Genomic DNA, 20,842 nt, shown 5'->3' on the forward strand with positions numbered 1-20,842 from the left:
CAGATATCAGGAATCAGACTATGCCAAATACAATCGTGCCCAGCTCCGGTGTTCTTCTCGGCCGCGCCAAAATTCCCGGTCATACCACCCCGCGGATTGTTGCGGTTCGTGATGGTGCGGTTTTCGATATCACTGCCAAAGCCGCGCCAACCGTGCGTGATATTGCCGAACTCGACAATCCAGCCAGTTATGTTTCCGGAACTGCGGGGACCAAGCTTTGTGATGCAGACGCCATCATTGAGAACAGCTGGACGGAGAAATACGACCCGGCACTTCCTGCGCTGCTTTCCCCGATCGATCTGCAGGCTGTAAAAGCGTCAGGCGTGACCTTCGTCGCTTCCCTGCTCGAGCGGGTTATCGAGGAACAGGCGAAGGGCGACAAGGCCAAGGCCGACTCGCTGCGCGACGACGTTCTCAAGCTTATCGGCGCGGACCTCTCAAAGATCGTGCCCGGTTCCCCGGCGGCGATGCAGGTCAAGGAGGCGCTGATCGCCCGTGGCGTCTGGAGTCAGTACCTCGAAGTCGGGATCGGTCCCGATGCGGAGATCTTCACCAAGGGTCAGCCCATGTCGACCGTTGGTTTCGGAGCCGATGTCGGGCTGCACCCGATTTCGAGCTGGAACAATCCGGAACCGGAAATTGTGCTGGTCGTATCCTCGGCCGGGCGCATCGTCGGTGCAACACTCGGTAACGACGTCAATCTGCGCGATGTTGAAGGACGCTCGGCGTTGCTGCTGGGCAAGGCGAAAGACAACAATGCCTCGGGCTCCGTCGGGCCGTTTATTCGCCTGTTCGATGGCGATTTCACAATCGAGACCGTCAAGGCGGCGGAACTCAGCATGCGCGTCGAGGGAGAGGACGGGTTTGTGCTTGATGGCCATTCCAGCATGGCGAAAATATCACGCACGCCGGAATCGCTCGTTGAAGCTACGATCGGAAAGCACCATCAGTATCCGGACGGTCTTGTGCTCTACCTCGGCACCATGTTCGCGCCGGTCAAGGATCGCGATGGGCCGGGCAAGGGCTTCACCCACAAGATGAACGATGTCGTTTCGATCTCGACACCATCATTGGGAACATTGTCAAACCGTGTACGGCTTTCAACCGAATGCGCCCCATGGACCTATGGTGCGAGCCATCTGCTGCGTGATCTCGCGCGGGCGGATTTGCTCTAAGTCCAGAAATAACGGACGATGTGAAAGAAGATCGGGGCGGCAAAGACCAGACTGTCGGCCCGGTCAAGCATGCCGCCATGGCCCTCGATCATGTGGCCCCAATCCTTGACGCCGCGATCGCGTTTTATCGCCGAGGCGACCAATCCGCCGAAGAACCCCATGATGCAGGCGAGCGCGGCCATCAGGCCGGCTTGTGCCGGTGTGAAAGGCGTCAGCCAATAAAGCGCGGCTCCGAGGAGTGATGCGCTGATGACACCGCCTATCAGACCTTCCCAGGTTTTCGAGGGAGATATTTTTGGCGCTACCTTGTTTCTGCCAAAGAGCTTGCCGAACACGTACTGCAACACATCGCTGCCCTGCACCGTGGCGATCAGAAATGCGATAAGCAGGAGGCCTTTGCCCTCGAAACCAGGTATCGGAAGCGTCAGCAGCGCCGGTACGTGGCTGAGGCAATAGACCGAGAGCATGATACCCCATTGCTGCTCGCTGACGCGCTCGAGGAACCGCTCCGTGTCGCCGGAGATCGCTGTCAAAGCGGGCATCGCAAGGAAGCAATAGACCGGCACGAAGATCGAGAACATACCGTACCATTCGATCCAGAGCAGATAGTACTGAACCGGAATAATGACCAAAAACATACCGAGCAGTATCCAGTGGTCACCGCGGCGGGTGTGTGTCAACGTCACGTATTCGCGCAAGGCCGCAAAAGAAACAAAGGCGAACAGTAGGATGACGCCTCCCTTGCCGAAAAGGAATGCAATGGAGATGGTGGCGATCATGATCCACCACGCCTTGATCCGTGAGTTCAAATTGGCGAGTGTTGAAGGCAGAACATCGCCTTTGCGTGTGCTCTTCCAGCTCAGTGCGGTCGCGACGGCGCTAGCGGTCGTCAAAGTGCCAAGGAGGCCAAGGAACAGCCAGATCGTTTCAGCCATGGTTGAGTGACCTCTGGTACTCAGGATTTAGCTCAAGCAGAGCCTGCCGTGCCCTATCGAGAAAAGCATGACGATCTTCGGCGGGCGTAAGCTCGACAGGCGCGCCGAAGATGACGCGGCAAAGCAACGGCACCGGTAGAAACGCACCCTTGGGGAGAACGCGCGACATGTTTTCGATCCAGCACGGGACAAGTTCGACATCGGGCCGGGCGAAGGCCAGGTTGTACAGGCCTGAGCGGAAACGTAGCAGTGGCTCGTCGGTCATGTTGCGCGTGCCTTCGGGGAAGATGATTAGCGAGTGACCATCTTCGAGTGCGTCCAGCATGATGACCATCGGATCTTGCTCGCGCTGCACCCAGTTGCGTTCGACAAGCACCGTATTGAGCAAGTCACGGGCCAAGACGTGCCGGATCCTGTTTTTCCTCCAGTAGTCAGCTCCGGCGACTGCCCGGGTGCGTTCGCGCTCTTCCGGGAGCAGGCATGTGGAAAGCAGAATGAAATCGCCGTGACTGGCGTGATTGGCGAAATAGATTCGCTGGCGCCTCGATGGCGCACAGCCCTGCCAAATCGGCCGCACGCCGGTTATTGCGCGCGCGACGCCGGCAAGCACCATGGCAGCCGCTCGCCGCAATATCGGTTTGTTTTCGATCATATGCCCCCTCCGGTTGTTTTTAACCGGTCCACAACCCATAGGCTGTTATCGCAGCGAATAAAGCAAGAAAAGCTGCAAAAGCAAGATGCAGTTTCATCAAGAGGCTGTTGGTTCGTGTCATGCGCGCTTGCAAGGGTCGGGTCCTGTCCGGCCGCTTTCGCAAATGCATGCGCGCGAGAATGTCGTCCACCGCGCGGCAGCCTTCGGTCTCGTCCTCATGGGAGGCTATAAAGCGAAACAGTGCGGCATCGAAACGAAGATAGACGGCCAAAAAAAGGGTCAACAACCCGCCGATGATCAATAGCGGCCACAGCCAGCTGAAAAGCGGACCTCCCGCGTCGCCAATGATCGACGATACGACCAGAAGGACACATGTAAAAAATCCATAAGTATGCGCCCGGTGCTTCAATCGGGCGGCGAAAGTTGCGGCGTCTTCCTCCATGGAAATCACCCTATTTGATTGTGCCGTATGGCTAGTTGTTACATATGATCCAGGACGGAACGGATTTCAAATCAGTTCGGAACGCACGAGACGCTCACGTGAGCGAATTCAGGCGTTCCCTGATTGTTGCTGCACTCGTAGGGCGGCCAAAGAGCCACCCCTGTCCGTCAACCTTGGGAACAAGAGCCGCAAAATAGTCCCGCTGGGCGGGCGTCTCGATGCCTTCGACGACGATATCCAGATGGTGGACATGGGCCATGCCGATGATCTGCGGTACGATTGAGACCGAGACGGAACCGGTTCCGATCGTCTGGGTAAAAGACCGGTCGATCTTTATCCCGTCGACATTGAGTTCACCGAGATAGGCTAGGCTCGAATATCCCGTACCGAAATCATCGATGAATATCCGGTGTCCGCGGGATCGCAGGCGCTTGATCGCTTCTATGGCATCGGCAGCGTTGGCGGTGGAACGTTCTGTGATCTCAAGCACGATCTGGCTGCTGGTGACGTTCGCCTCCTCGAGACGTGACGCGAGCTGGGCACTGAAATCGCGGTTGAAAAGATCCGCAGCGGTTATGTTGATGCTGATGTGAAAATCGGGATTGGCATCGAGAACCGGCGCCATATCCTTAAGCACATTTTCGATTACACAGATAGTAAGCCGGTTAATTAACCCGGCTTTTTCAGCAACAGGGATAAATACGTCCGGGGGTATCGTCTCTCCATTTTCCTTCCAGCGCACAAGCGCCTCGGCTGCTACCGTGCGACCTGTCGCTATGTCGACGATAGGTTGATACTCCATCGTCAGCCTGTTATGCCCAAGCGCCTGTTGCAACCTCGTTTTCATGCTCAGATTGTTACGCCGAAGCAGGATGATAATCGTGGCAAGAGCACCACCGAGCGTAGCACCAAAAATGGAAATTATCGTCGTGATCGGTTGCGCTGATGCTTCAAGTTGACTGACCTCGGCGTGAACTGTCACGCATGCCATGTCCCGGCAAATATTACGATAGACAGTATCCCCGATCCTGCCAACGCCATCGGGCGGCTTCACGTCGAGCTTGCCGATATTCAATGACCCGAACATCCCGACAGTGGAGGACGTCCCTTGCGGATTGTACATGACGACGTAGGCATAGGCGGAATTCTTGAGCGTTTCGAAAGAAGCTGGATCCAATACAACGTTTGCCTTGCCAATACCTATTATTGGGGCGCTGGAATTCGATATGGCCAAGCGCGAATTCGCATAGATCAGTTTCCCCGCGGGCGTTTCGAGATCATGCGCGACCAGGGGCATCGGCTTTTTTCCGTTACCGAACACGGCGGAGCAATGAAAAAAGCCGTCGCTCACTCTGCCCATGTCCTTGAGATATCTGGTGCCGAACAGCACGTCTCGTAAATACGATATTTCCTTGTCCGAACAAAAAGGATAGGGCGACGTATTGATGACCGTCAGCATCAGGTCGGCTTCGGTAAAGACATCGACCGCGCGATCAAGAAGTCGGTCAGAGAAGATTCGCATCTGCCCGCGGTCACTTGAGATGACTACAAGCCTGCTGAGCCACATGCCGCACAGGGCGCCGGCGGCAATCAACACAGCAATTAATATTGCCCTGTACCACAGCCGATCAAAATAGCGCGACATTCGGAGAATCCACCAAGCCTTCCACCACGGATCGACACGCCAGTATGTTGACTCAAGCGCAGGCTTATCAATGACACTACGACCGTTAATATTTCTCTGATTTTTCCGGAGTTCTACAGAGAAACTAAGTAGTTTGATTTAATTCCGGCCGTCGGAACGAACGCGATGACTTCGACTATTGCGACAATATAGTTTTGGTTCCCGCAGGCGTGACAAAAATATGAGCGATATCACGGGCGCTATCTATACTGACATGAATGCGTCGACCCTCGTGCTACGATGGCACGCAGCCGGTCAGTGTTTACTACACCGATCTGGCTGACTGCGATGAAGTGAATAAGAGAGGAGAATTCACCATGTCCAGGATTGATCGTCGAGCCTTGCTTCTCAGTTGCGGCAGTGCCGTAATCGCTGCGCCCGTTGCGGCAGCGGCTTTTGCTGTAGAGCCGCTACACCGGGACAGGGATCCATCCTTCGATCTGCTGGCGCTAATCAAGGCGCACGAGACAACGTACGAAGCGTTTGGCAAGGCAATCCAGGCAATGGATGGTAATAATCGCGATCATGACAAAGCCAGCCGGGCCGAGGAAAAAGCCCTTCTGGCGGTATGCGCCTATTCTGCGATCAGTGAAGGGGATCGCCGGACCAAGGCCCAATATCTTTTGAAGATTGCGGCGCGAGGCGAGCTCGACCTGGCCGAACAGATGCAGGCGCTTCTCCACTCGGCGTTGCCGATAGAATAGGATCGATCGGTTGTCGCGAAAAGCAGGGTACGAGCGGAGCCGATCGTTCAGCCTGCAAATAGAAACAGTCAAGGCGGCGAGTTAGAACCCGCCGCCCCGATTTCATCTGGAAGCCTGATTAGAAGTTGCGCTGGAAGCGAACGATGCCGCCGAAAGCATCATCGTCACCACCATTGGCGATCGAGTCATCCTTACGTGCGCCATCGAACTTGGTGTAGTTGATTTCAGGCGTGATGGTGAAGCCCGGCACCAGCTCATAGGCTACATTGAGAGCGAGAGCGTATGTGCCTTCGTCTTCGTATGCAGCCTGTGCATTGATGGTCGCCTTATCTGTAACCTTTGCAGCAACACCACCCCACGCAGCCCAGTCACCCTGGAACTGGGCGAACCAGTTGGTTTCACCGGTGTAGAAGGAATTCGCGTCGAAGTCGGACTGGTACGCGCCCAAAACCCAAACCGAGACCTTGTCGGTGACGTTAAAGTCAACACGCAGATTGGCGGCCATGTCTTCCTGCTTTGCATCGTAAGCGACGGTACCGGCAATCTTGCCCCAGGCCTGTTCCCATTTCGCGCCGGCCAGGACGTGCGGCATATAATCGTCGATTACGTTATCGCCGAAATCATCGGAGCCCTGTTCGGCAGCGACGATAGCCGAAAAACCGTTGCCGCCTACAAAGGTATAACTGATCTGGTTCGACTGGCCGGACTGGTAGTTGATCACATCGTCCTGAATGATGTCACCGGCATACCCGACCCAAGCACCGAAGATTTCGTCGTCCGTACCAATCTTGAAGCCGCCAAGCTCGATGTAGGCTGTTGGGACGGACCCGCCGCTGTCTTCACCGTCATCATACTGGAAACGGCCGACGATGTAGGAACGCAATGTGCCAAGTTCGGTCTCCGAACGGGCATCCATACGGATTTCCGCACGTGTGCGCTTGTGGTAGGTCTCGTCACGGGTGCCATCTGCCTTGAGACGGCCGAGGTTTGAACCATCATACGGATCGTCACCAGCCTGTGCATCGTAACGGACCATGCCCCCGACCCTGAGACAGGTTTCGGTGCCTGGAATGTAGAAAAAGCCTGCGCCGTATGCGTCGCAAACGCGAACGTATTCGACGGGCTCCGGTTCAGCAACAACGACTGCATCCGCAGCGCGGGCTCCCGTTACTGCAACAAGTGCAGCAGCGGAGCCGAAGAGAAGACTTTTGATATTCATGCCGATCTCCAGTTATGGACGATGAGTTAAGTGAGAGCATACGAATGAATCCGGATGCCTGGGGCCTATGTCTTCCTGCAGGGTGGGCTAGGTCAAAGGACATATCCAATGGCATTTTGCGGCCCGTTGTGGTGTTGCTAGAATGTAACATTTGGATTTGTGGACACGAGCTTCGCAGAGGCTTTCTAGCCTGTTATCGAACCGCCGCAACCGACGGCAACGCCGGCGCTCCGAGCAACTTCACGCAGTGCTAGGTGGTATGACGTGCATGTGATTGATCTTGCGGCAGAACACTATCTTTGCGGTTGGCTTTTGGCGAAACCAGTTAGAGGCTGGCCTTCACAGCCAAATTTCGAGCGGAATCTGATGCCGGAAAGCACCTGATTATGTCCTTTGACTGCCGAGGAGATCGGATGCAACCTCAATATGCGCCAACCCGTCGATGCGAAATTGGCATCGAAAGGAGGGTGTGTTGATCTCCAGTCAATAGCCAAGACCCTGCCCCTCGGGGCGGGGTTATGGCTTGAGGTCAGAGAGCTTGAGGGCGCAACGCTGATTTTCACCGCCCTGCAAACAAACGCAGAATTGCCTATGCACAACGCCCCATGGGAAGGAGATCATAATCCTTGTTTGCAAGATGCATTCCGAATTGCGTTTTCGCCACATGGGCTGCGACCATATTCTCAAAGACATCAACAAGAGGAGGAAGGATCTTGACCTTTCGACCGCCCGCCTCTAGCAGGCGTACCAGCCCTTCAGCCTCCGCTCTTCTCATGAGCCGGCGAATATGTGTTCGAGATACGCCGTAGAGGCTTCCAATCTCATCAAACGGAAAGCTCACAACGGTGTCTCCCGGCGAATTCTTTAACGACATCAGTTTGCAAAGAAGTATCTCGCCGCTGCCGCTAGAAGCAAACAACCGCGAACCCGGCTGATCGGATATCCACGCGCTGATATCAAGCAGCGACTGCAGGCTGGAGGCAAAGTATCGCTCCATGAAACCACCGGTATCGTCCAACAAATCCCGGTAATGCCTTAGCGGAAACAATCTATCGGCAGCCGCCACCGCCACTGCCACGATTTTCTTCGCACAGCCCAACAAGTGATCGGTTGGCTGAATGAGATGAATTCTATGATCAGTTTGATCCTGTACACGTTTGACAAGGCCAATCTTCTCGAGGAGATCGATGCTCGCCGCCGTGGCACTGAGGCTGCACAATTTCGCGTCAGTGGTAATGCGTTGGATGCCCGATATGGTTGCTCCATTGCTGCCGTTGGTGCTGTCGAAATGCAACGCAAGAACCGCCATGCAAATCACCTGTCTGGCCATGGTCGCCATCACTTTGTTGGCCATGTAATGACCCTCGAACAAGTTGACGACGCCTTGCGAAAATATCATCGCGGCGGGGGCAAAATGCGGATTGTTTCGAAGAATTGCTACCCGCTGTACCAACCATCGCGACCTGGTCTCATCGGCAATGCAAGGAAGAAAATCAACTACGTTGCCGTCCATGTGCATGATTCCTGTCGAACAAATATGCGGTCAGCGGCCGTGCAAAAAAGCCGGCCATGTGCTGCCGCCCACCCGTACTAGTCCGCCTGATTGACAACTTCGGTGATTCTGGCGCTGACATTTTATATGGTGGTTATAATGAATAAACAAGTAATAATGATGGTCATTATATATGACGGTACTACGAATCTTTGGAAAACGATGGCTTCAGTTCGTTCTTTGTCTGCAACGAGCTGCGTAAAATCCGAAACGGACATTCCTTCAAGAAAGCAGTCCGATTCGACGCATCGCCAAGGGCTATTCAGCCCTCGTCACAACTAGGACACAACCAGATGCAGACTAGCGGTAAGGGCCGTCTGCGCCTTATCAGCTTGATTCAGTGAACCCGAATCGCAGTTCGCCGCAAACCGAAACAGAACGCTGAGGCTCAATTCCATGTATTCCGACGTTGACCGCACTCCGGTATCGATCATTATTTCAAACTACAACTATGCACGCTTTCTGCGGCCGTGCATCGATAGCGCACTGGAGCAGGATTACAAAGACGTCGAGGTCATCATTGTCGACGACGAATCGACCGACAACTCCGTGGAGATCATCGAATCATATGGCGGCAAGGTGCGCCCGTGCCTCAGAGCACGAAATGGTGGGCATGCGGCGGCATTCAACACGGGGTTCGCGGCGTCCTCGGGAGAAATCGTTCTTTTTCTGGACGCTGACGATTACCTTTACCCAAATGCGGTATCGGAGGCGGTCAGCGCCTGGGAGGCGACAATCGCCCAGATGCAATTCAGACTCCACATCGTTGATGAAGACGAACAAATCAAGGATATCTTTCCTCCGCCCGAACTACCGTTCGATTCCGGTGATGTTGTTCCGAAACTCTTGCGCAAGGGCCGCTACCAAACCACGGTGACAAGCGGTCTTGCCTTTGACCGGTCGACGCTGGAAACGATCATGCCGATTCCTGAACCGGACTTCAGGCAAGGGGCTGACGGATATCTGGTTACGCTGGCACCCCTCTATGGGAAAGTGACTTCGATAGAGAGGTGTCTCGGAGCTTACCGGATCCATGGGAGCAACCACTCGGTCTTTGCAGAGAAATTTGGCCAGCGAGCACGCTGGCGGGTAGAGCATGATTTCCGTCGCCTGGAGGCCCTGTCGGATCAAGCGGCGGAGATCGGTTTGACAGTGCCACCGGATGCCAATCTGCACGATCCGGTTCATTTGGAAGAGCGCTTGGCATCCTTGTGCGTGGACGAACACCAGCACCCTGTGGCCGATGATTCCAAGCTGGCTTTGGCCGTCGCAGGTGTAACGGCCAGTCTGGAAATGAATGCATCCTTGCGCCGTCGGGCGGTCCTTGCGGCGTGGTTTTTATCCATTGGAGTGCTGCCGCGGCAGATGGCAAAGACGGTCTTGTCATGGAAGCTTGTTGCATCGTCCAGGCCGGCATTCCTTTCACGGATGTCAAAGATTATCCGGCATACGATGGAATAAATCCTCCACTATTCCCCTTGGGGTTTTCCAGTCTGTCCAGAAAAGAAGGTTCTTGCATCTGCGGTCAGGTCACGCCGGGAGCTTGACCGCGTGTAGAACATATGGCCACCACGATAAAGCTTGAGGTCGACCCGGCCCGCTGCAAGCGACGACGGCAGATGGTCAATGACATATTTGCTGATCCCGTAGGGCGTTATGGCATCGCTGTAGCCCTGCGCGACCAACAAACGGAAAGACGGTATGACCGAGAGCAGATCGCGAATATCGCCGGTCGCGCTAGCCTGGGCTCGCAAACCGCCGTTTTTTCCGCGACGGCCCCATTCCCATCGCTCGTTAACGTCGTTCGCGAGCAGTCTGTAGGTCAATTCAGTGCGAAAACCCAGTTCATTGCGGGCGTAGCTGGCAAAGGCCGCCCCATATGAGCGCGTGAACCCATCAAGGATAGGGTCATTGCTTCGGTCAGCGTCGGACTCAGGATAGGGGTCTGAGACGGCAAAGGACGCATCGTAAGGACTGACAACCTCGAATTCATTGCCCTTCGAATGCTTGACATAGGTGTCGTCGAGAAAACCGCGCGTCCGACCCACAACTGCTTCGGGTATGCCCGTCAATTGTGAAATCCGCGCGTAGAAAGCTTCTGCCTTGTTCCCTGACGGTTCAGGTCCCGCAAGCGTCACAAGATAATCGGTCATGGCAAATTGCTCTGCGTCGCGGACCGCGATCGGATCGAAGGCGTCTCGGCGCTCCAACTCTGCAGCAGCAAGCGAAGGAAGTTGAAGGGCCGCTCCCAACGGATACTGCCTCTCCCCAAACAAAAGCTGTCCGTCGATGAGTGGAGACAGCATGATGATTCCCGAAACAAGAATGCCTTGATCATCCTTGAGTGCAGAGGCAACTTTTGCAGCACGAAAACCACCGTAGCTCTCGCCAAGCAGATATTTCGGCGAAGCCATGCGCTCATTGTGATTGACGTAGAGCGCGATCGCCTTGGCAATGCTCTCCGCATCTTGGCCAACCCCATAGAAATTCGAAGCAACGCTGTCGCTCGCCGCACGACTCCAACCGGTACCGACAGGATCGATTAGCACAAGGTCAGTGAACTCCAGCCAACTATCCGGATTGTCCACAAGCGTCGGGCTGGTGCCATCCTGGCCGTTCGGGCCGAAATCGAGAATGCGTGGCCCGACCAGTCCAAGGTGGAGATAAGCCGACGCGGCTCCCGGTCCGCCGTTGAAAGCAAAGGTGAGCGGTCGGCCCGGTTGACGGTTGCGGGCGACATAGGCGGTATAGAAAACCTTGGCGGTACGCTCTCCATTTTGCCCAAAGAGGCTGAGTGTGCCCGCAGTTGCGGTATAGGCGAGGTCCTGCGTTCTGGTTTTCAAGACGTGATCGGTAACTGAATCCGCGGCCAAAAGGCCCAGAATGCCGGTCGAAGTGTCGCCCTCCGTCTTCGAAGAGTCGGCCTTATCTTCACCACTCGACGGTGGCCGCGATTGCGTGACGTTCCCACTATGATCATCTGTGCCAACGTCTTGCTGCGCATTGTCTTGCGGAAACGCTGGCGAAGTTAGCAGTGCAAAGGCGACGGCGAGACGCAGAATGGTGCGATGGAAATACAAACTCTCTTCCTCCTTCGATGCGGTGGCGTCCGCACAGAGTGTATCCCTTCGCCCGGGAGAGGGAACTCAACACATATTGATATGCACCCAGATGGCGACGATTGGCCGGTAAATGGCATTGCGACGCCGTAAAAATTGCAAGCCTCGCTCCAAAGTATTTCCGGAGATCAACTTCACGCGACAAGCACATGTTCGTGATCGTGCATCTATACGAGCGTATCACACAGTTTCCACAAGCATTCAACCTTGCCCGGTCTGCCTGTCCTGCCTATCGTAAAGAATAGGGCAATGATGTTTACCGATTCACGGGAGGAAGATGTGGCTACAAAAGAAATCCAGCTTAATGTTGATGGTAACAATCATGTAATTACAGCGGATCCAGAGATGCCGCTGCTCTACGCTCTGCGTGACGATCTCGGCCTGCGGAACCCTCGTTTTGGTTGTGGCTTGGCACAATGCGGTGCATGCACGGTGCAAATTGACGGACAAGCCGTCCGTTCATGCGTGACTCCGGTCGACTCAGTCGGCGTCGGTAAGGTTGTTACTTTGGCCAATCTCGGCGGGGGAAATGGCAAGGCTCACAAGATCCAGACGGCATTTATCGAAGAGCAGGTTCCGCAGTGCGGCTATTGCCTCAACGGTTGGCTGATGACGGCGGCCGCATTCCTTGAGACAAATCCCAATCCCAGCGATGGTGAAATTCGTGATGCGTTGAGCGGACTGAAATGCCGCTGCGGCACACATTACAGTATCATGCGTGCCGTCAAGCGCGCTGCACAGGCGTGAGGAGGCAATCATGACGACCAATGTCAACCGGCGCACGGTTCTCGGGGCCTTCGGCGCACTCACCATTTCCGTCGTGCTGCCTGGCCACAAGGCGCGCGCGGACGTCTTCGGCGCTACGACACAGCCTCCGCTGAAACCCGAAAATCTGTCCTCCTATATCCAGGTTAATGCAGACGGTACCGTTGTCGCCTTCTGGGGCAAGATGGACATGGGCCAGGGCACTGATCTTGGTGTTGCCCAGATGGTGGCTGAGGAGCTCGACCTCCCAATATCCAAAGTCTTCGTTCAGCAAGGCGATACGGCGACCAGCATCAACCAGGGCGGAGCTTCGGGCTCCACGGGCATTCAGCAGGGCGGCACAGCGCTGCAGAGCGCCGCTGCGGAAGCGCGCTATCAGCTTGTCGACATGGCATCGAAACAACTCGGTGTACCCGTCTCGGGCTTAAAAGTGGACGATGGTGTCATCAGCTCCCTTGCTGATCCGGCTAAGACAGTGACCTATGCCGAACTGATTGGCGGCCGCTTCTTCGATACGCAGCTTGAGTGGAATCAAAAAATTGGCAACAGCCTTTTCGTCAAAGGCAAAGGCACGATAAAGCCTGTTGCCGACCACAAGGTTATCGGCAGTTCGCCGATGCGCCGTGACGTGCCATGGAAGGTCATGGGAACCGGCGACTATGTCGTGGACATCAAGGTGCCGGGCATGTTGCACGCACGAGTGATCCGGCCCGAAGTGGCAGGTGCCGTGCCTGTCGAGGTCGATGCAAATTCGGTCAAGGACATACCGGATGTGCAGATTATACGCGATAAAGGCTTCCTGGCTATCGTGGCGCCGCGGGAGTGGGATGCGATCAGGGCTGCCGATCAGCTCAAGGTGACATGGTCAGATTCGACACCCAATTTCCCGACACAGACCGGCATTTTCGATCACCTTCGGAATGCAAAATCGGTTCATCGTGAACCGGGCGAAGATGTCGGCGATGTTGATGCTGCTTTCGCAGGCGCCGCCAAAGTTATCGAGGCGGCCTATGAGTGGCCGTTCCAGAGCCATGCGAGCATGGGCCCGGCCTGCGCCGTGGTCGAGATCAAAGGTGACAGCGCAACGTTGTGGACTGGGTCGCAGAAGCCGCATTTTGCCGCCGCGGGCGTTGCGGATATTCTGGGTATGCCATCGGAGAAAGTGCACGGCATCTGGGTTCCCGGCCCCGGCAGCTACGGCCGCAACGATGCCGGCGATGCTGCTGCCGATGCAGCGCTGATCGCCAAGCTGACTGGCAAACCGATCAGGGTTCAGGGTATGCGGAAGGACGGCACAGGGTGGGACCCCAAGGGCCCAGCCTCTATCCACACGGCACGAGCCGCGCTCGACAAGGATAACAATATCCTTGCCTGGCACTTCGAGTCCAAGGGCTTCTCCCGGGTTGACGTCAACTCCAATGAGAGCGCGACGCGCGATACACTGGCTGGTCAGCTTATCGATACACCGTTAAAGCCCGGCGTCGGCTTTGGCGTGCCGGAGGAGTCTTACGGTTTTCCGGCGAAGCGAAAGGCATGGGAAACAGTCGCCCCGCTGCTGGACCGGGCATCGCCGCTTCGGACGACGCATCTGCGCGATCCCGTCGGGCCGCAAATCCACTTCGCCTCTGAATCATTCATGGATGAGGTGGCCTATGCCATCCTCGTGGACCCGTTAGAATTCCGCCTCAAATACATTACCGACCCTCGTGACATCGCCGTCGTCAAGGCCGCAACGGAAAAGGCCGGCTGGCAAGCCCGCACTGCCGCGCGCCGGCAAAGCGCAGGTGACGGCAAGTTCAAGGGGCAGGGGATGTCCTATGCGCAGCGCAGTGGCACAAGGGTCGCGGTGGTCTGCGAGGTCGAAATCGAGAGCAAGACAGGCCGTATATGGGCGCGGAAATTCACTGTGGCCCACGACTGTGGCATGATCGTCAATCCACGGCAGCTGACGCATACAATCGAAGGCAATATCGTCCAGGCAATCAGCCGTTCAGTGCATGAGGAAGTGCAGTTCGACGACAAGAACGTCACCAGTATCGATTGGGAGACCTATCCGATCCTCGACATTACGGAGACGCCGGAAACAATCGACGTGGTTCTGATCGATCACAAGGAACTACCGCCGAGCGGTGCTGGCGAACCTTCTATGCGACCGGTTGCGGCGGCTATTGCCAATGCGATCTTCGATGCGACCGGCGTACGCATCCGCCAGGCACCATTCACGCCGGATAAGCTCAAAGCCGCCGGCCTGGCCTGAAATTGATCGCCTTGCTCACGAGAAGCCGTATTGCGGTTCGGCTTCTCACTTAGTTGCGCTAGTGTTCGGTCATCGATTCATGCGTCGAAGTCGCATTTTTGAACGGAAACGGTTTTTGGAAATGCCCGCGCCCCGCCATAAAGTTGAGCTCACGATTTGCTGCCATTGCCGCCAGCTCGTCCTCATCACGAACGCCGCTCTCATAGATAGCCATGATGACACGAGCCAGATCGTTGCAGCGCTCATGGGTCCTGGGACACCGATCCAATAGCTGCGATGCTCTATTGTGAGCCCGCTGCATGATTTCCCAATCCGTAGTCGCAAATATCCGTCGGTCTCTATCTGTGAATGTCATGACACGCTCCCATCTGTTCAGCGAGAACACATCTCAATTTGCGGGCCGCCATTCCGCGAGATAATTGTGGCGGCGATATGGAAAAAGCTAAGCGCATTTTCTGTCCTGCAGCAAATCGAATTGGATTCGCTTGTCGAATGCACCACTTACCGCACTGCAAAAAGACAGTCCCGATGGGCAAATTTAGCAAGGGGGACATGCGCCAATCACGCCAATTGAGCACGGCCTTAAATGGGCTCTCTTGTGCGATCATTCTATTGCCTGTTCGAGGAGCCTCATCAGCCCTGTTTCGGGGCCGGTTAGACCTTTCCGATGGGGTGCACGCAGAAGCGAACTATTGAGTTGGCCAGCATTGAAACATTCGGTCACAAGGGGATGAACATAACTCGATCGTGTAACCGCGGGTGTGTTCCGCAGGAACTCGCTAACATTGCGCATGGCCGCAGCAAGAGCCCGCTTCCGGGCGGAATCGGTGTTGGCATCGTTCTGCGCCAGGAATTCGAGTGCGCGGGCAGATCCATGAAAAGTCCTGAAATCCTTGGCGCTGACTTTTGAGCCAGAGATTTCTTGCAGATATTGGTTCAGTTCTCCCGCGTGCAGGCTGCGCCAGCGCTGCTTGTCTTTGTATTGGAATAGCCTTCCCCGCCGTTTCAGGGCCTTTAAGCGCCGGACGGCGGCGCGATCGCTGATCGCTATTTCGTTCTTCTTTTTCGATTTGCCGGCAAAGACGAAGTTCGCGATATTGCCGTTGATCTTGAGATCGCTGTTTTTGAGTGAGGCGATGCCTCGACCACCATCCTTGGCATATTTTTCATGCCCGGCCCGGAAAGCCTTCTGATCGATCAGTTTCACTGCGAGCGCGACAAGCGGGCGACTTGACGTCGGGGGGCGCTTCATATCACGCAGAATGCGCTTGCGGATATGTGGAAGCGCCTTGCCAAAGGCAAGCAGCCTGTGCGTTTTGATACTGTTGCGCACGTCCTCCCATTTCGAGTGGTAGATATATTGTCGCCGTCCAAGCGTGTCCAAGCCTACGGCCTGAATATGGCCGTCGCATTCATCGCAGCAACAAACCTCGGTCCACGCAGGAGGAATTACCAGAGCAGTGATGCGCTCGATGTGCTTTTTTGAGACTGGACGTCCATTGGTGCGGACGTAATGGAATGTGTCTCCAAGTGGTTCACGCTTTAAAGTGAATGTTTCCGGATCGACCAGCTTAAGCCCAAGTATCCCAGCATAATACGCATGGTCCGGTTGCATTTCTTCACCCTGTTGTTGCGGTTGAAGAACGTTTGTTGCGACGGGACAGTTCCCTGAGACGCAAAAAAGGTGCAAGCTCGTGAAGCAATCCTGTTCCAGTTCGATAAGGAACCACCATGACCAAATTTGCTCTTTACGTGCCCCTCGAAGCAAAAGCCGGAAAAGAGGAAGACGTCGCGGCGTTTCTCCAGTCGGCTTTACCGCTGGTAAATGAGGAATCCGGAACCGTCGCATGGTTCGCGATACGTCTCGGCAAAAGTTCCTTTGCAATCTTTGACGCATTTGCTGACGAGGGTGGTCGCAACGCGCATCTTTCGGGGAAAGTTGCCGCCGCTCTGATGGCACGAGCAGATGAGCTTTTCGCCAGCCCGCCGCAGATCAACAAGGCCGATGTCCTTGCCTCCAAACTACCGTGACGCTACATGATTGATTCTATGGAACGAATTCTCTATCGGACCGTTTTTGCCGGACATATTGGGGGAGCATGAGTCATGGCGCCGCGTTCATTCTGGAAAGGCTATTTGAAGCTCTCGCTCGTTACCTGCCCGGTGGCGATGGTCCCTGCAACGACTGACAACGAGAAAGTCAAGTTCCATACGCTTAACCGGAAAACCGGAAATCGCGTCGTCAGCCAGTATGTCGATTCCGTAAGCGGCAAGGCGGTGGACGAAGACGACGAGGTCAAAGGCTATCAGCGTAGCGAAGACGAATATGTCATGCTCGAGGATGACGAGATTGAGGCGGTCGGGCTTGAAAGCACGCGAACGATCGATATTTCGATGTTTGTGCCCCGCGATAGTATTGATTGGGTCTGGTACGACAAGCCACACTATCTGACGCCGGACGATCCGGTCGGTGAGGAAGCTTTTTCGGTCATCCGCGATGCGATGGAGGCAACCGGGCAGGTCGGGATTTCGCGGCTGGTTATGTACAGGCGGGAGCGCGCGGTGATGCTGGAGCCGCGAGGTCGTGGCATTGTCTTGTGGACATTGCGCTATGGCGATGAGGTGCGTGATCGCGATGCGTACTTCGGGGATATCAAAAATGACAAGGTTGACAGCAACCTCATGCCGTTAGTGAAGACGCTGATCGATGAGCGGATGAAGCCGTGGGATCCCAAAATGGTCGATGATCCGGTTCAAGATCGCCTGCTGGAGATTATCGCGGCGAAGAAGAAGGGCAAGAAGCGTCCGGCAAAGGCAAAGGAAAGCACCTCGGAGCCTCCGAGCAATGTCGTCAATATCATGGACGCTTTGAAGAAGAGTATCGCCAGCGAAAGCAAATCGAAAAAACGCTAACTGCTCCTTTTTGTCTTGGGCTTTTCAATGGGAGCGGCTGCTGCGCGAAAATCGGTCCAGGGATCGCGTTTTATAGCGGCAAGACGCGTCGCCGTGTTCAAAACCGTGAAATAGGCCGGACCGATACCGGGAGTAAGTTCATCCCATTCGAGAGGCATCGAGACGGCGGCGCCTGGACGCGCCCGGGTAGAGTAGGGCGCCACTGCTGTCATACCGCGCTGGTTGCGCAGATAGTCGATGAGAATCTTGCCCGTGCGTTTCGACTTGGTGATGGTCGAGACATAGGAGTCAGGACTGTCGGACGCCATGGAATCAGCAAGGGCTTTGGTGAAAGCCTTGACTTCCGGCCAGGTAGCTTTGGGTTTGACCGGGGCCACCACGTGGAGACCCTTGCCCCCGGACGTCTTGACGAAGGCGGCTAGACCCGCCTGTTCAAGTCGGTCCCGGGTTTCAAATGCGCCTGTTATGACCTGTTCCCAAGGAACATTCTCACCCGGATCGAGATCCATGATGATGATGTCCGGGCGCTCCCAATCTGCAATTGTCGAGCCCCAAGGATGAATTTCCAGCACCGCCGACTGCACCAGACCAATCAGCCCATCCAAATCGTTGATACTGATCAACGGTTCGTCGTCTTTGTCTTTTGGATCGGTGACCAAGGCGATATTGGAATTGAGGCCCTTCCAAGCATGTTTCTGAAAGAAAGTTTGGCCGGTAATGCCTTCCGGACCCCGCAGCAAGGCCAAGGGTCGCGCAACGACGAAGGGAGCAATATACTTCCAGACCTCGGTATAGTAGTCCGCCAGACCTTGCTTGGTGACGCCTTCTTCGGGCCAATAGATGCGGTCAGGATGGGTAAGTTTCACTGTGGGCCTCTCCTGTTGTGGCGATGCCTTTGCCTTTGGCGTCTCGCGCACGACTTCGCTTGGATGTTTGTCCTCGCGTAGGCCGCGGAACGCTGCATGACGCAGATTGTTATCTGCCGTCCAGGCGCGGAATTCCACCTCAGCGACAAGTTGTGGTTTCACATAGCGCACCTGCCGTGCTGCATCGGCGCTCAGCTTTTCGGCAAAGGGACTTTCCGGCGAGCGAATGCGTTCGAGCCTGCGAAACAAATCTTCCGCCACCGACGCGCTGTATCCTGTTCCGACGCGGCCAACGTGTTCAAGTTTCTTGCCGTTGTAAACGCCCATGACCAGCGAGCCGATCGCCCTGCGCGATGTGGTGGATGGTACGTAGCCTCCTATGACGAATTCCTGTCGTTGTGAGCATTTGGCCTTGATCCAATCCTTGACGCGGCCGGAGCGGTATGGCGCGTCGCGAAGCTTCGACACGATACCTTCGAGGCTGAGCCTGCAGGCGTGATCGAGAATAAGCGGCCCGTTTTCTTCGAAATGTCCACTATAGCGGATCAATCCGGGCGCATCGGCGGTCAGTTTTTCAAGCATGGTCTTGCGCTCGACCAAGGGCAAGTCTTGCAGGTTGAAGCCGTCAAGATAGAGGAGGTCGAAAACGTAGAAGACGAAACGATCCGTGCGGTTGTCGCTGAGATCAGCTTGCAGGGCGGAAAAGTTGGAGGCGCCTCCAACTGTTTCGACCACCAACTCGCCATCGATCAGAGCGGTGCCGATGGGCAAACTTTGAAATGCACCAACGATTTCTTTGCCGAACCTCTTCGTCCAGTCGAGGCCGTTGCGCGTGAAAAGCTTGACCCGGCCCGCCTCGATGCGCACCTGCAGTCGATAGCCGTCAAACTTTATCTCGTGAATCCAGCGCTCGCCCGAAGGCGGCTTTGGCGCAAGTGTCGCCAGCGTTGGCTCGACAAAAGAGGGAAGGGGTGCCTTCCTGGCTCCGTCCATTTTCGAGGAATCAGGGACATTCGCCGCTTGGGTGTCAGAAGATCGTGCTTTGACAGCTTTGGCGGCGGCTTTGCCATTGGCTGCCTTCTTTTTATCGATCTTGCCGGTTTTTGAAGACCAGCCGGGGTCTTCGCCAGCGACATCGGCGATTTCCCGTCCGGTCTTTACGGATTCAGGGCGCTCTTCAAGGATATCAGGATCGCTTTCAGTACGTGCGGCGTCATCTTCCGCTTTTATGAGCAACCAGTTCTCACGCTTTTCGCGCGGCTTGCCATGCATGCGAACCAGATGCCAACGCCCTGAAAGCTTTTCGCCGTGAAGTTCGAACTCCAGATGGCCCTTGGCATAGCCGTACTTCTGGTCAAAGACCGGGGTCCAGGTGCCGCGGTCCCAGACAATGACGGTACCACCACCATATTCGCCCTTGGGTATCGTGCCCTCGAAACCGCCATACTCCAAAGGATGGTCTTCCACGTGGACCGCGAGCCGCTTCTCACTCGGTACCAGGCTTGGGCCGCGCGTAACGGCCCAACTCTTCAAAACGCCATCCATTTCAAGGCGCAGATCGTAATGAAGTCGCGTCGCATCGTGTTTCTGGATGACGAAACTATTACCGGCCTTGCGCGACTTGCGTCCCTTTGGCTCTGACGTTGTCTTGAAATCGCGTTTTTTGCGGTATGTTTCAAGCGCAACCATAAATCAGCTCGCCTTCCTCCGTGCGGGTTCCGCCTTGGGTTTGCGGGCTTGCGTCTTTTTGGGTTTCGCTTCTTTCTTGCCCGCACCCGCGCTTTGCCGCAGCGCCTCCATAAGATCGACGACCTTCTCGGACTTGGCGGGTTGCTTCTTGGAGATCGGCTTGCCTTCGAGTTTAGCCCGGACCAGTTCGGCAAGAGCGGCCTCGTATCGATCCTTGTACTCGGAAGGGTCGAAGCTGCCGCGTTTCGTTCCGATAATATGCTTCGCTAGGTCCAGCATCTCGCCCGTGATCTTCACCTCAGGGATGTCGCTGAATGCATCCTTGGCTGAGCGTATCTCGTAATCGAAGTGCAACGTGTTGGCGACCAGTCCACCGCCTACGGCACGGATTAGAAGCGTGCGAGCACGGCGGAAAAGCACCGTTTGGGCAAGCGCCGCCACCTTCTTGTCTTTCATGCCCTCACAGATGAGGGCAAAGGCTTCCTGGCCGTGCTTGTCACTGGGTGCGAGATAATATGGTTTGTCGAAATATATATCGTCCACATCGTCCGTCGCGACGAATGCTTCGACTGATAGCGTCTCGTCGCTGTCGGGAACCGCAGCAGCAACCTCTTCGGGCTCGAGTACGATGTAATCGTTGTCGCCAACCTCGTAGCCCTTGACCTGATCTTCCTTCTCGACTGGCTTGCCGCTGTCGGAATCAATGAACTGCCGCTGAACCCTATGGCCGGTCGCACGGTTCAACGTGTGAAAGGCGATGCGGTCGGTGGTCGAGGCTGCGGTGTAAAGCGCTACAGGGCACGAAAGCTCTGCAACCTTCAGAAAGCCTTTCCAGTTTGCTCTTGGCGCCAACGCTCAACTCCCATGGCT

General features: G+C 55.7%; 18 protein-coding genes. 7 read left to right on the top strand and 11 right to left on the bottom strand.

Features of this window, described 5'->3' with window-relative positions; genetic code table 11:
• Positions 1-20: 20 nt before the first annotated feature.
• A complete protein-coding gene (locus PHA01_RS15660; protein ID WP_271897008.1) occupies positions 21-1,175 on the top strand; it encodes a fumarylacetoacetate hydrolase family protein in 1,155 nt (384 codons plus the stop codon).
• On the opposite strand, the gene PHA01_RS15665 is transcribed toward PHA01_RS15660, so the two are convergent.
• The 4 genes from PHA01_RS15665 to PHA01_RS15680 all read right to left on the bottom strand — a co-directional run bounded on the left by PHA01_RS15665 (position 1,172) and on the right by PHA01_RS15680 (position 4,849).
• Complete coding sequence (locus tag PHA01_RS15665) at positions 1,172-2,110, bottom strand: phosphatidate cytidylyltransferase (protein WP_271897010.1); 939 nt, start codon at positions 2,108-2,110, stop codon at positions 1,172-1,174. The two genes, PHA01_RS15660 and PHA01_RS15665, sit on opposite strands and share 4 nt — an antisense overlap.
• Positions 2,103-2,762: a lysophospholipid acyltransferase family protein gene (locus PHA01_RS15670; protein WP_271897013.1), complete on the bottom strand. Its 660-nt coding sequence runs from the start codon at positions 2,760-2,762 to the stop codon at positions 2,103-2,105. The genes PHA01_RS15665 and PHA01_RS15670 overlap by 8 nt, the downstream gene beginning before the upstream one ends.
• A 19-nt stretch (positions 2,763-2,781) precedes the next feature.
• Positions 2,782-3,204 (bottom strand): hypothetical protein, encoded by a 423-nt coding sequence (locus tag PHA01_RS15675; protein ID WP_271897015.1) that lies wholly within the window; start codon positions 3,202-3,204, stop codon positions 2,782-2,784.
• A gap of 94 nt (positions 3,205-3,298) precedes the next feature.
• Positions 3,299-4,849: an EAL domain-containing protein gene (locus PHA01_RS15680; RefSeq protein ID WP_271897019.1), complete on the bottom strand. Its 1,551-nt coding sequence runs from the start codon at positions 4,847-4,849 to the stop codon at positions 3,299-3,301.
• Between the two features lie 356 nt (positions 4,850-5,205).
• Here PHA01_RS15680 and PHA01_RS15685 point away from each other — a divergent pair, with 356 nt between their 5' ends.
• Positions 5,206-5,592 carry a hypothetical protein gene (locus PHA01_RS15685; protein WP_271897020.1) on the top strand — a complete coding sequence of 129 codons (387 nt, stop codon included), beginning with the start codon at positions 5,206-5,208 and terminating at the stop codon, positions 5,590-5,592.
• A 118-nt stretch (positions 5,593-5,710) separates the two neighbouring features.
• On the opposite strand, the gene PHA01_RS15690 is transcribed toward PHA01_RS15685, so the two are convergent.
• Both PHA01_RS15690 and PHA01_RS15695 read right to left on the bottom strand, forming a co-directional pair.
• Entirely contained in the window at positions 5,711-6,811 is a 1,101-nt protein-coding gene (locus PHA01_RS15690; RefSeq protein WP_271897022.1) for a porin, read from the bottom strand.
• A gap of 589 nt (positions 6,812-7,400) precedes the next feature.
• Positions 7,401-8,324 (bottom strand): hypothetical protein, encoded by a 924-nt coding sequence (locus PHA01_RS15695; RefSeq protein WP_271897024.1) that lies wholly within the window; start codon positions 8,322-8,324, stop codon positions 7,401-7,403.
• Positions 8,325-8,759: 435 nt separating this feature from the next.
• Between PHA01_RS15695 and PHA01_RS15700 the strand changes: the two genes are divergently transcribed.
• Positions 8,760-9,824, top strand: a complete 1,065-nt coding sequence (locus tag PHA01_RS15700) for a glycosyltransferase family 2 protein (RefSeq protein ID WP_271897026.1) — start codon at positions 8,760-8,762, stop codon at positions 9,822-9,824.
• A gap of 8 nt (positions 9,825-9,832) precedes the next feature.
• Here PHA01_RS15700 and PHA01_RS15705 read toward each other — a convergent pair whose 3' ends face one another.
• The gene (locus PHA01_RS15705; protein ID WP_271897028.1) at positions 9,833-11,443 is read right to left on the bottom strand and encodes a S10 family peptidase; all 1,611 of its coding nucleotides are present in this window, start codon (positions 11,441-11,443) and stop codon (positions 9,833-9,835) included.
• 291 nt (positions 11,444-11,734) lie between these two features.
• On the opposite strand from PHA01_RS15705, the gene PHA01_RS15710 reads away from it, so the two are divergent.
• Together PHA01_RS15710 and PHA01_RS15715 are read left to right on the top strand one after the other, a co-directional pair.
• Positions 11,735-12,229 carry a (2Fe-2S)-binding protein gene (locus PHA01_RS15710; RefSeq protein WP_417020978.1) on the top strand — a complete coding sequence of 165 codons (495 nt, stop codon included), beginning with the start codon at positions 11,735-11,737 and terminating at the stop codon, positions 12,227-12,229.
• Positions 12,230-12,239: 10 nt separating this feature from the next.
• Complete coding sequence (locus PHA01_RS15715; RefSeq protein ID WP_271897032.1) at positions 12,240-14,504, top strand: xanthine dehydrogenase family protein molybdopterin-binding subunit; 2,265 nt, start codon at positions 12,240-12,242, stop codon at positions 14,502-14,504.
• A gap of 58 nt (positions 14,505-14,562) precedes the next feature.
• Here PHA01_RS15715 and PHA01_RS15720 read toward each other — a convergent pair whose 3' ends face one another.
• The gene (locus PHA01_RS15720) at positions 14,563-14,859 is read right to left on the bottom strand and encodes a hypothetical protein (RefSeq protein WP_271897034.1); all 297 of its coding nucleotides are present in this window, start codon (positions 14,857-14,859) and stop codon (positions 14,563-14,565) included.
• Between the two features lie 249 nt (positions 14,860-15,108).
• Positions 15,109-16,119, bottom strand: a complete 1,011-nt coding sequence (locus PHA01_RS15725) for a DNA topoisomerase IB (protein WP_271897036.1) — start codon at positions 16,117-16,119, stop codon at positions 15,109-15,111.
• A gap of 116 nt (positions 16,120-16,235) precedes the next feature.
• Between PHA01_RS15725 and PHA01_RS15730 the strand changes: the two genes are divergently transcribed.
• Together PHA01_RS15730 and ku (PHA01_RS15735) are read left to right on the top strand one after the other, a co-directional pair.
• Positions 16,236-16,535 carry a putative quinol monooxygenase gene (locus PHA01_RS15730; RefSeq protein ID WP_271897038.1) on the top strand — a complete coding sequence of 100 codons (300 nt, stop codon included), beginning with the start codon at positions 16,236-16,238 and terminating at the stop codon, positions 16,533-16,535.
• Between the two features lie 75 nt (positions 16,536-16,610).
• The gene (gene ku, locus PHA01_RS15735) at positions 16,611-17,417 is read left to right on the top strand and encodes a non-homologous end joining protein Ku (protein ID WP_271897040.1); all 807 of its coding nucleotides are present in this window, start codon (positions 16,611-16,613) and stop codon (positions 17,415-17,417) included.
• Here the strand turns inward: ku (PHA01_RS15735) and ligD are convergent.
• Positions 17,414-19,972 carry a DNA ligase D gene (ligD, locus tag PHA01_RS15740; RefSeq protein ID WP_271897042.1) on the bottom strand — a complete coding sequence of 853 codons (2,559 nt, stop codon included), beginning with the start codon at positions 19,970-19,972 and terminating at the stop codon, positions 17,414-17,416. The two genes, ku (PHA01_RS15735) and ligD, sit on opposite strands and share 4 nt — an antisense overlap.
• Before the next feature lie 3 nt (positions 19,973-19,975).
• The gene (gene ku / locus PHA01_RS15745; RefSeq protein ID WP_271897044.1) at positions 19,976-20,824 is read right to left on the bottom strand and encodes a non-homologous end joining protein Ku; all 849 of its coding nucleotides are present in this window, start codon (positions 20,822-20,824) and stop codon (positions 19,976-19,978) included.
• Positions 20,825-20,842: the final 18 nt, after the last annotated feature.

Source organism: Candidatus Phyllobacterium onerii, from assembly GCF_028331445.1.
Taxonomy (GTDB): Bacteria; Pseudomonadota; Alphaproteobacteria; order Rhizobiales; family Rhizobiaceae; genus Phyllobacterium; species Phyllobacterium onerii.

What these genes read in the sequence shown, in the direction of transcription:
- PHA01_RS15660 (WP_271897008.1), top strand. Translation starts at nt 21, where the DNA reads ATGCCAAATACAATCGTGCCCAGCTCCGGTGTTCTTCTCGGCCGCGCC.
- PHA01_RS15665 (WP_271897010.1), bottom strand. Translation starts at nt 2,110, where the DNA reads ATGGCTGAAACGATCTGGCTGTTCCTTGGCCTCCTTGGCACTTTGACG.
- PHA01_RS15670 (WP_271897013.1), bottom strand. Translation starts at nt 2,762, where the DNA reads ATGATCGAAAACAAACCGATATTGCGGCGAGCGGCTGCCATGGTGCTT.
- PHA01_RS15675 (WP_271897015.1), bottom strand. Translation starts at nt 3,204, where the DNA reads ATGGAGGAAGACGCCGCAACTTTCGCCGCCCGATTGAAGCACCGGGCG.
- PHA01_RS15680 (WP_271897019.1), bottom strand. Translation starts at nt 4,849, where the DNA reads ATGTCGCGCTATTTTGATCGGCTGTGGTACAGGGCAATATTAATTGCT.
- PHA01_RS15685 (WP_271897020.1), top strand. Translation starts at nt 5,206, where the DNA reads ATGTCCAGGATTGATCGTCGAGCCTTGCTTCTCAGTTGCGGCAGTGCC.
- PHA01_RS15690 (WP_271897022.1), bottom strand. Translation starts at nt 6,811, where the DNA reads ATGAATATCAAAAGTCTTCTCTTCGGCTCCGCTGCTGCACTTGTTGCA.
- PHA01_RS15695 (WP_271897024.1), bottom strand. Translation starts at nt 8,324, where the DNA reads ATGGACGGCAACGTAGTTGATTTTCTTCCTTGCATTGCCGATGAGACC.
- PHA01_RS15700 (WP_271897026.1), top strand. Translation starts at nt 8,760, where the DNA reads ATGTATTCCGACGTTGACCGCACTCCGGTATCGATCATTATTTCAAAC.
- PHA01_RS15710 (WP_417020978.1), top strand. Translation starts at nt 11,735, where the DNA reads ATGTTTACCGATTCACGGGAGGAAGATGTGGCTACAAAAGAAATCCAG.
- PHA01_RS15715 (WP_271897032.1), top strand. Translation starts at nt 12,240, where the DNA reads ATGACGACCAATGTCAACCGGCGCACGGTTCTCGGGGCCTTCGGCGCA.
- PHA01_RS15720 (WP_271897034.1), bottom strand. Translation starts at nt 14,859, where the DNA reads ATGACATTCACAGATAGAGACCGACGGATATTTGCGACTACGGATTGG.
- PHA01_RS15725 (WP_271897036.1), bottom strand. Translation starts at nt 16,119, where the DNA reads ATGCAACCGGACCATGCGTATTATGCTGGGATACTTGGGCTTAAGCTG.
- PHA01_RS15730 (WP_271897038.1), top strand. Translation starts at nt 16,236, where the DNA reads ATGACCAAATTTGCTCTTTACGTGCCCCTCGAAGCAAAAGCCGGAAAA.
- ku (WP_271897040.1), top strand. Translation starts at nt 16,611, where the DNA reads ATGGCGCCGCGTTCATTCTGGAAAGGCTATTTGAAGCTCTCGCTCGTT.
- ligD (WP_271897042.1), bottom strand. Translation starts at nt 19,972, where the DNA reads ATGGTTGCGCTTGAAACATACCGCAAAAAACGCGATTTCAAGACAACG.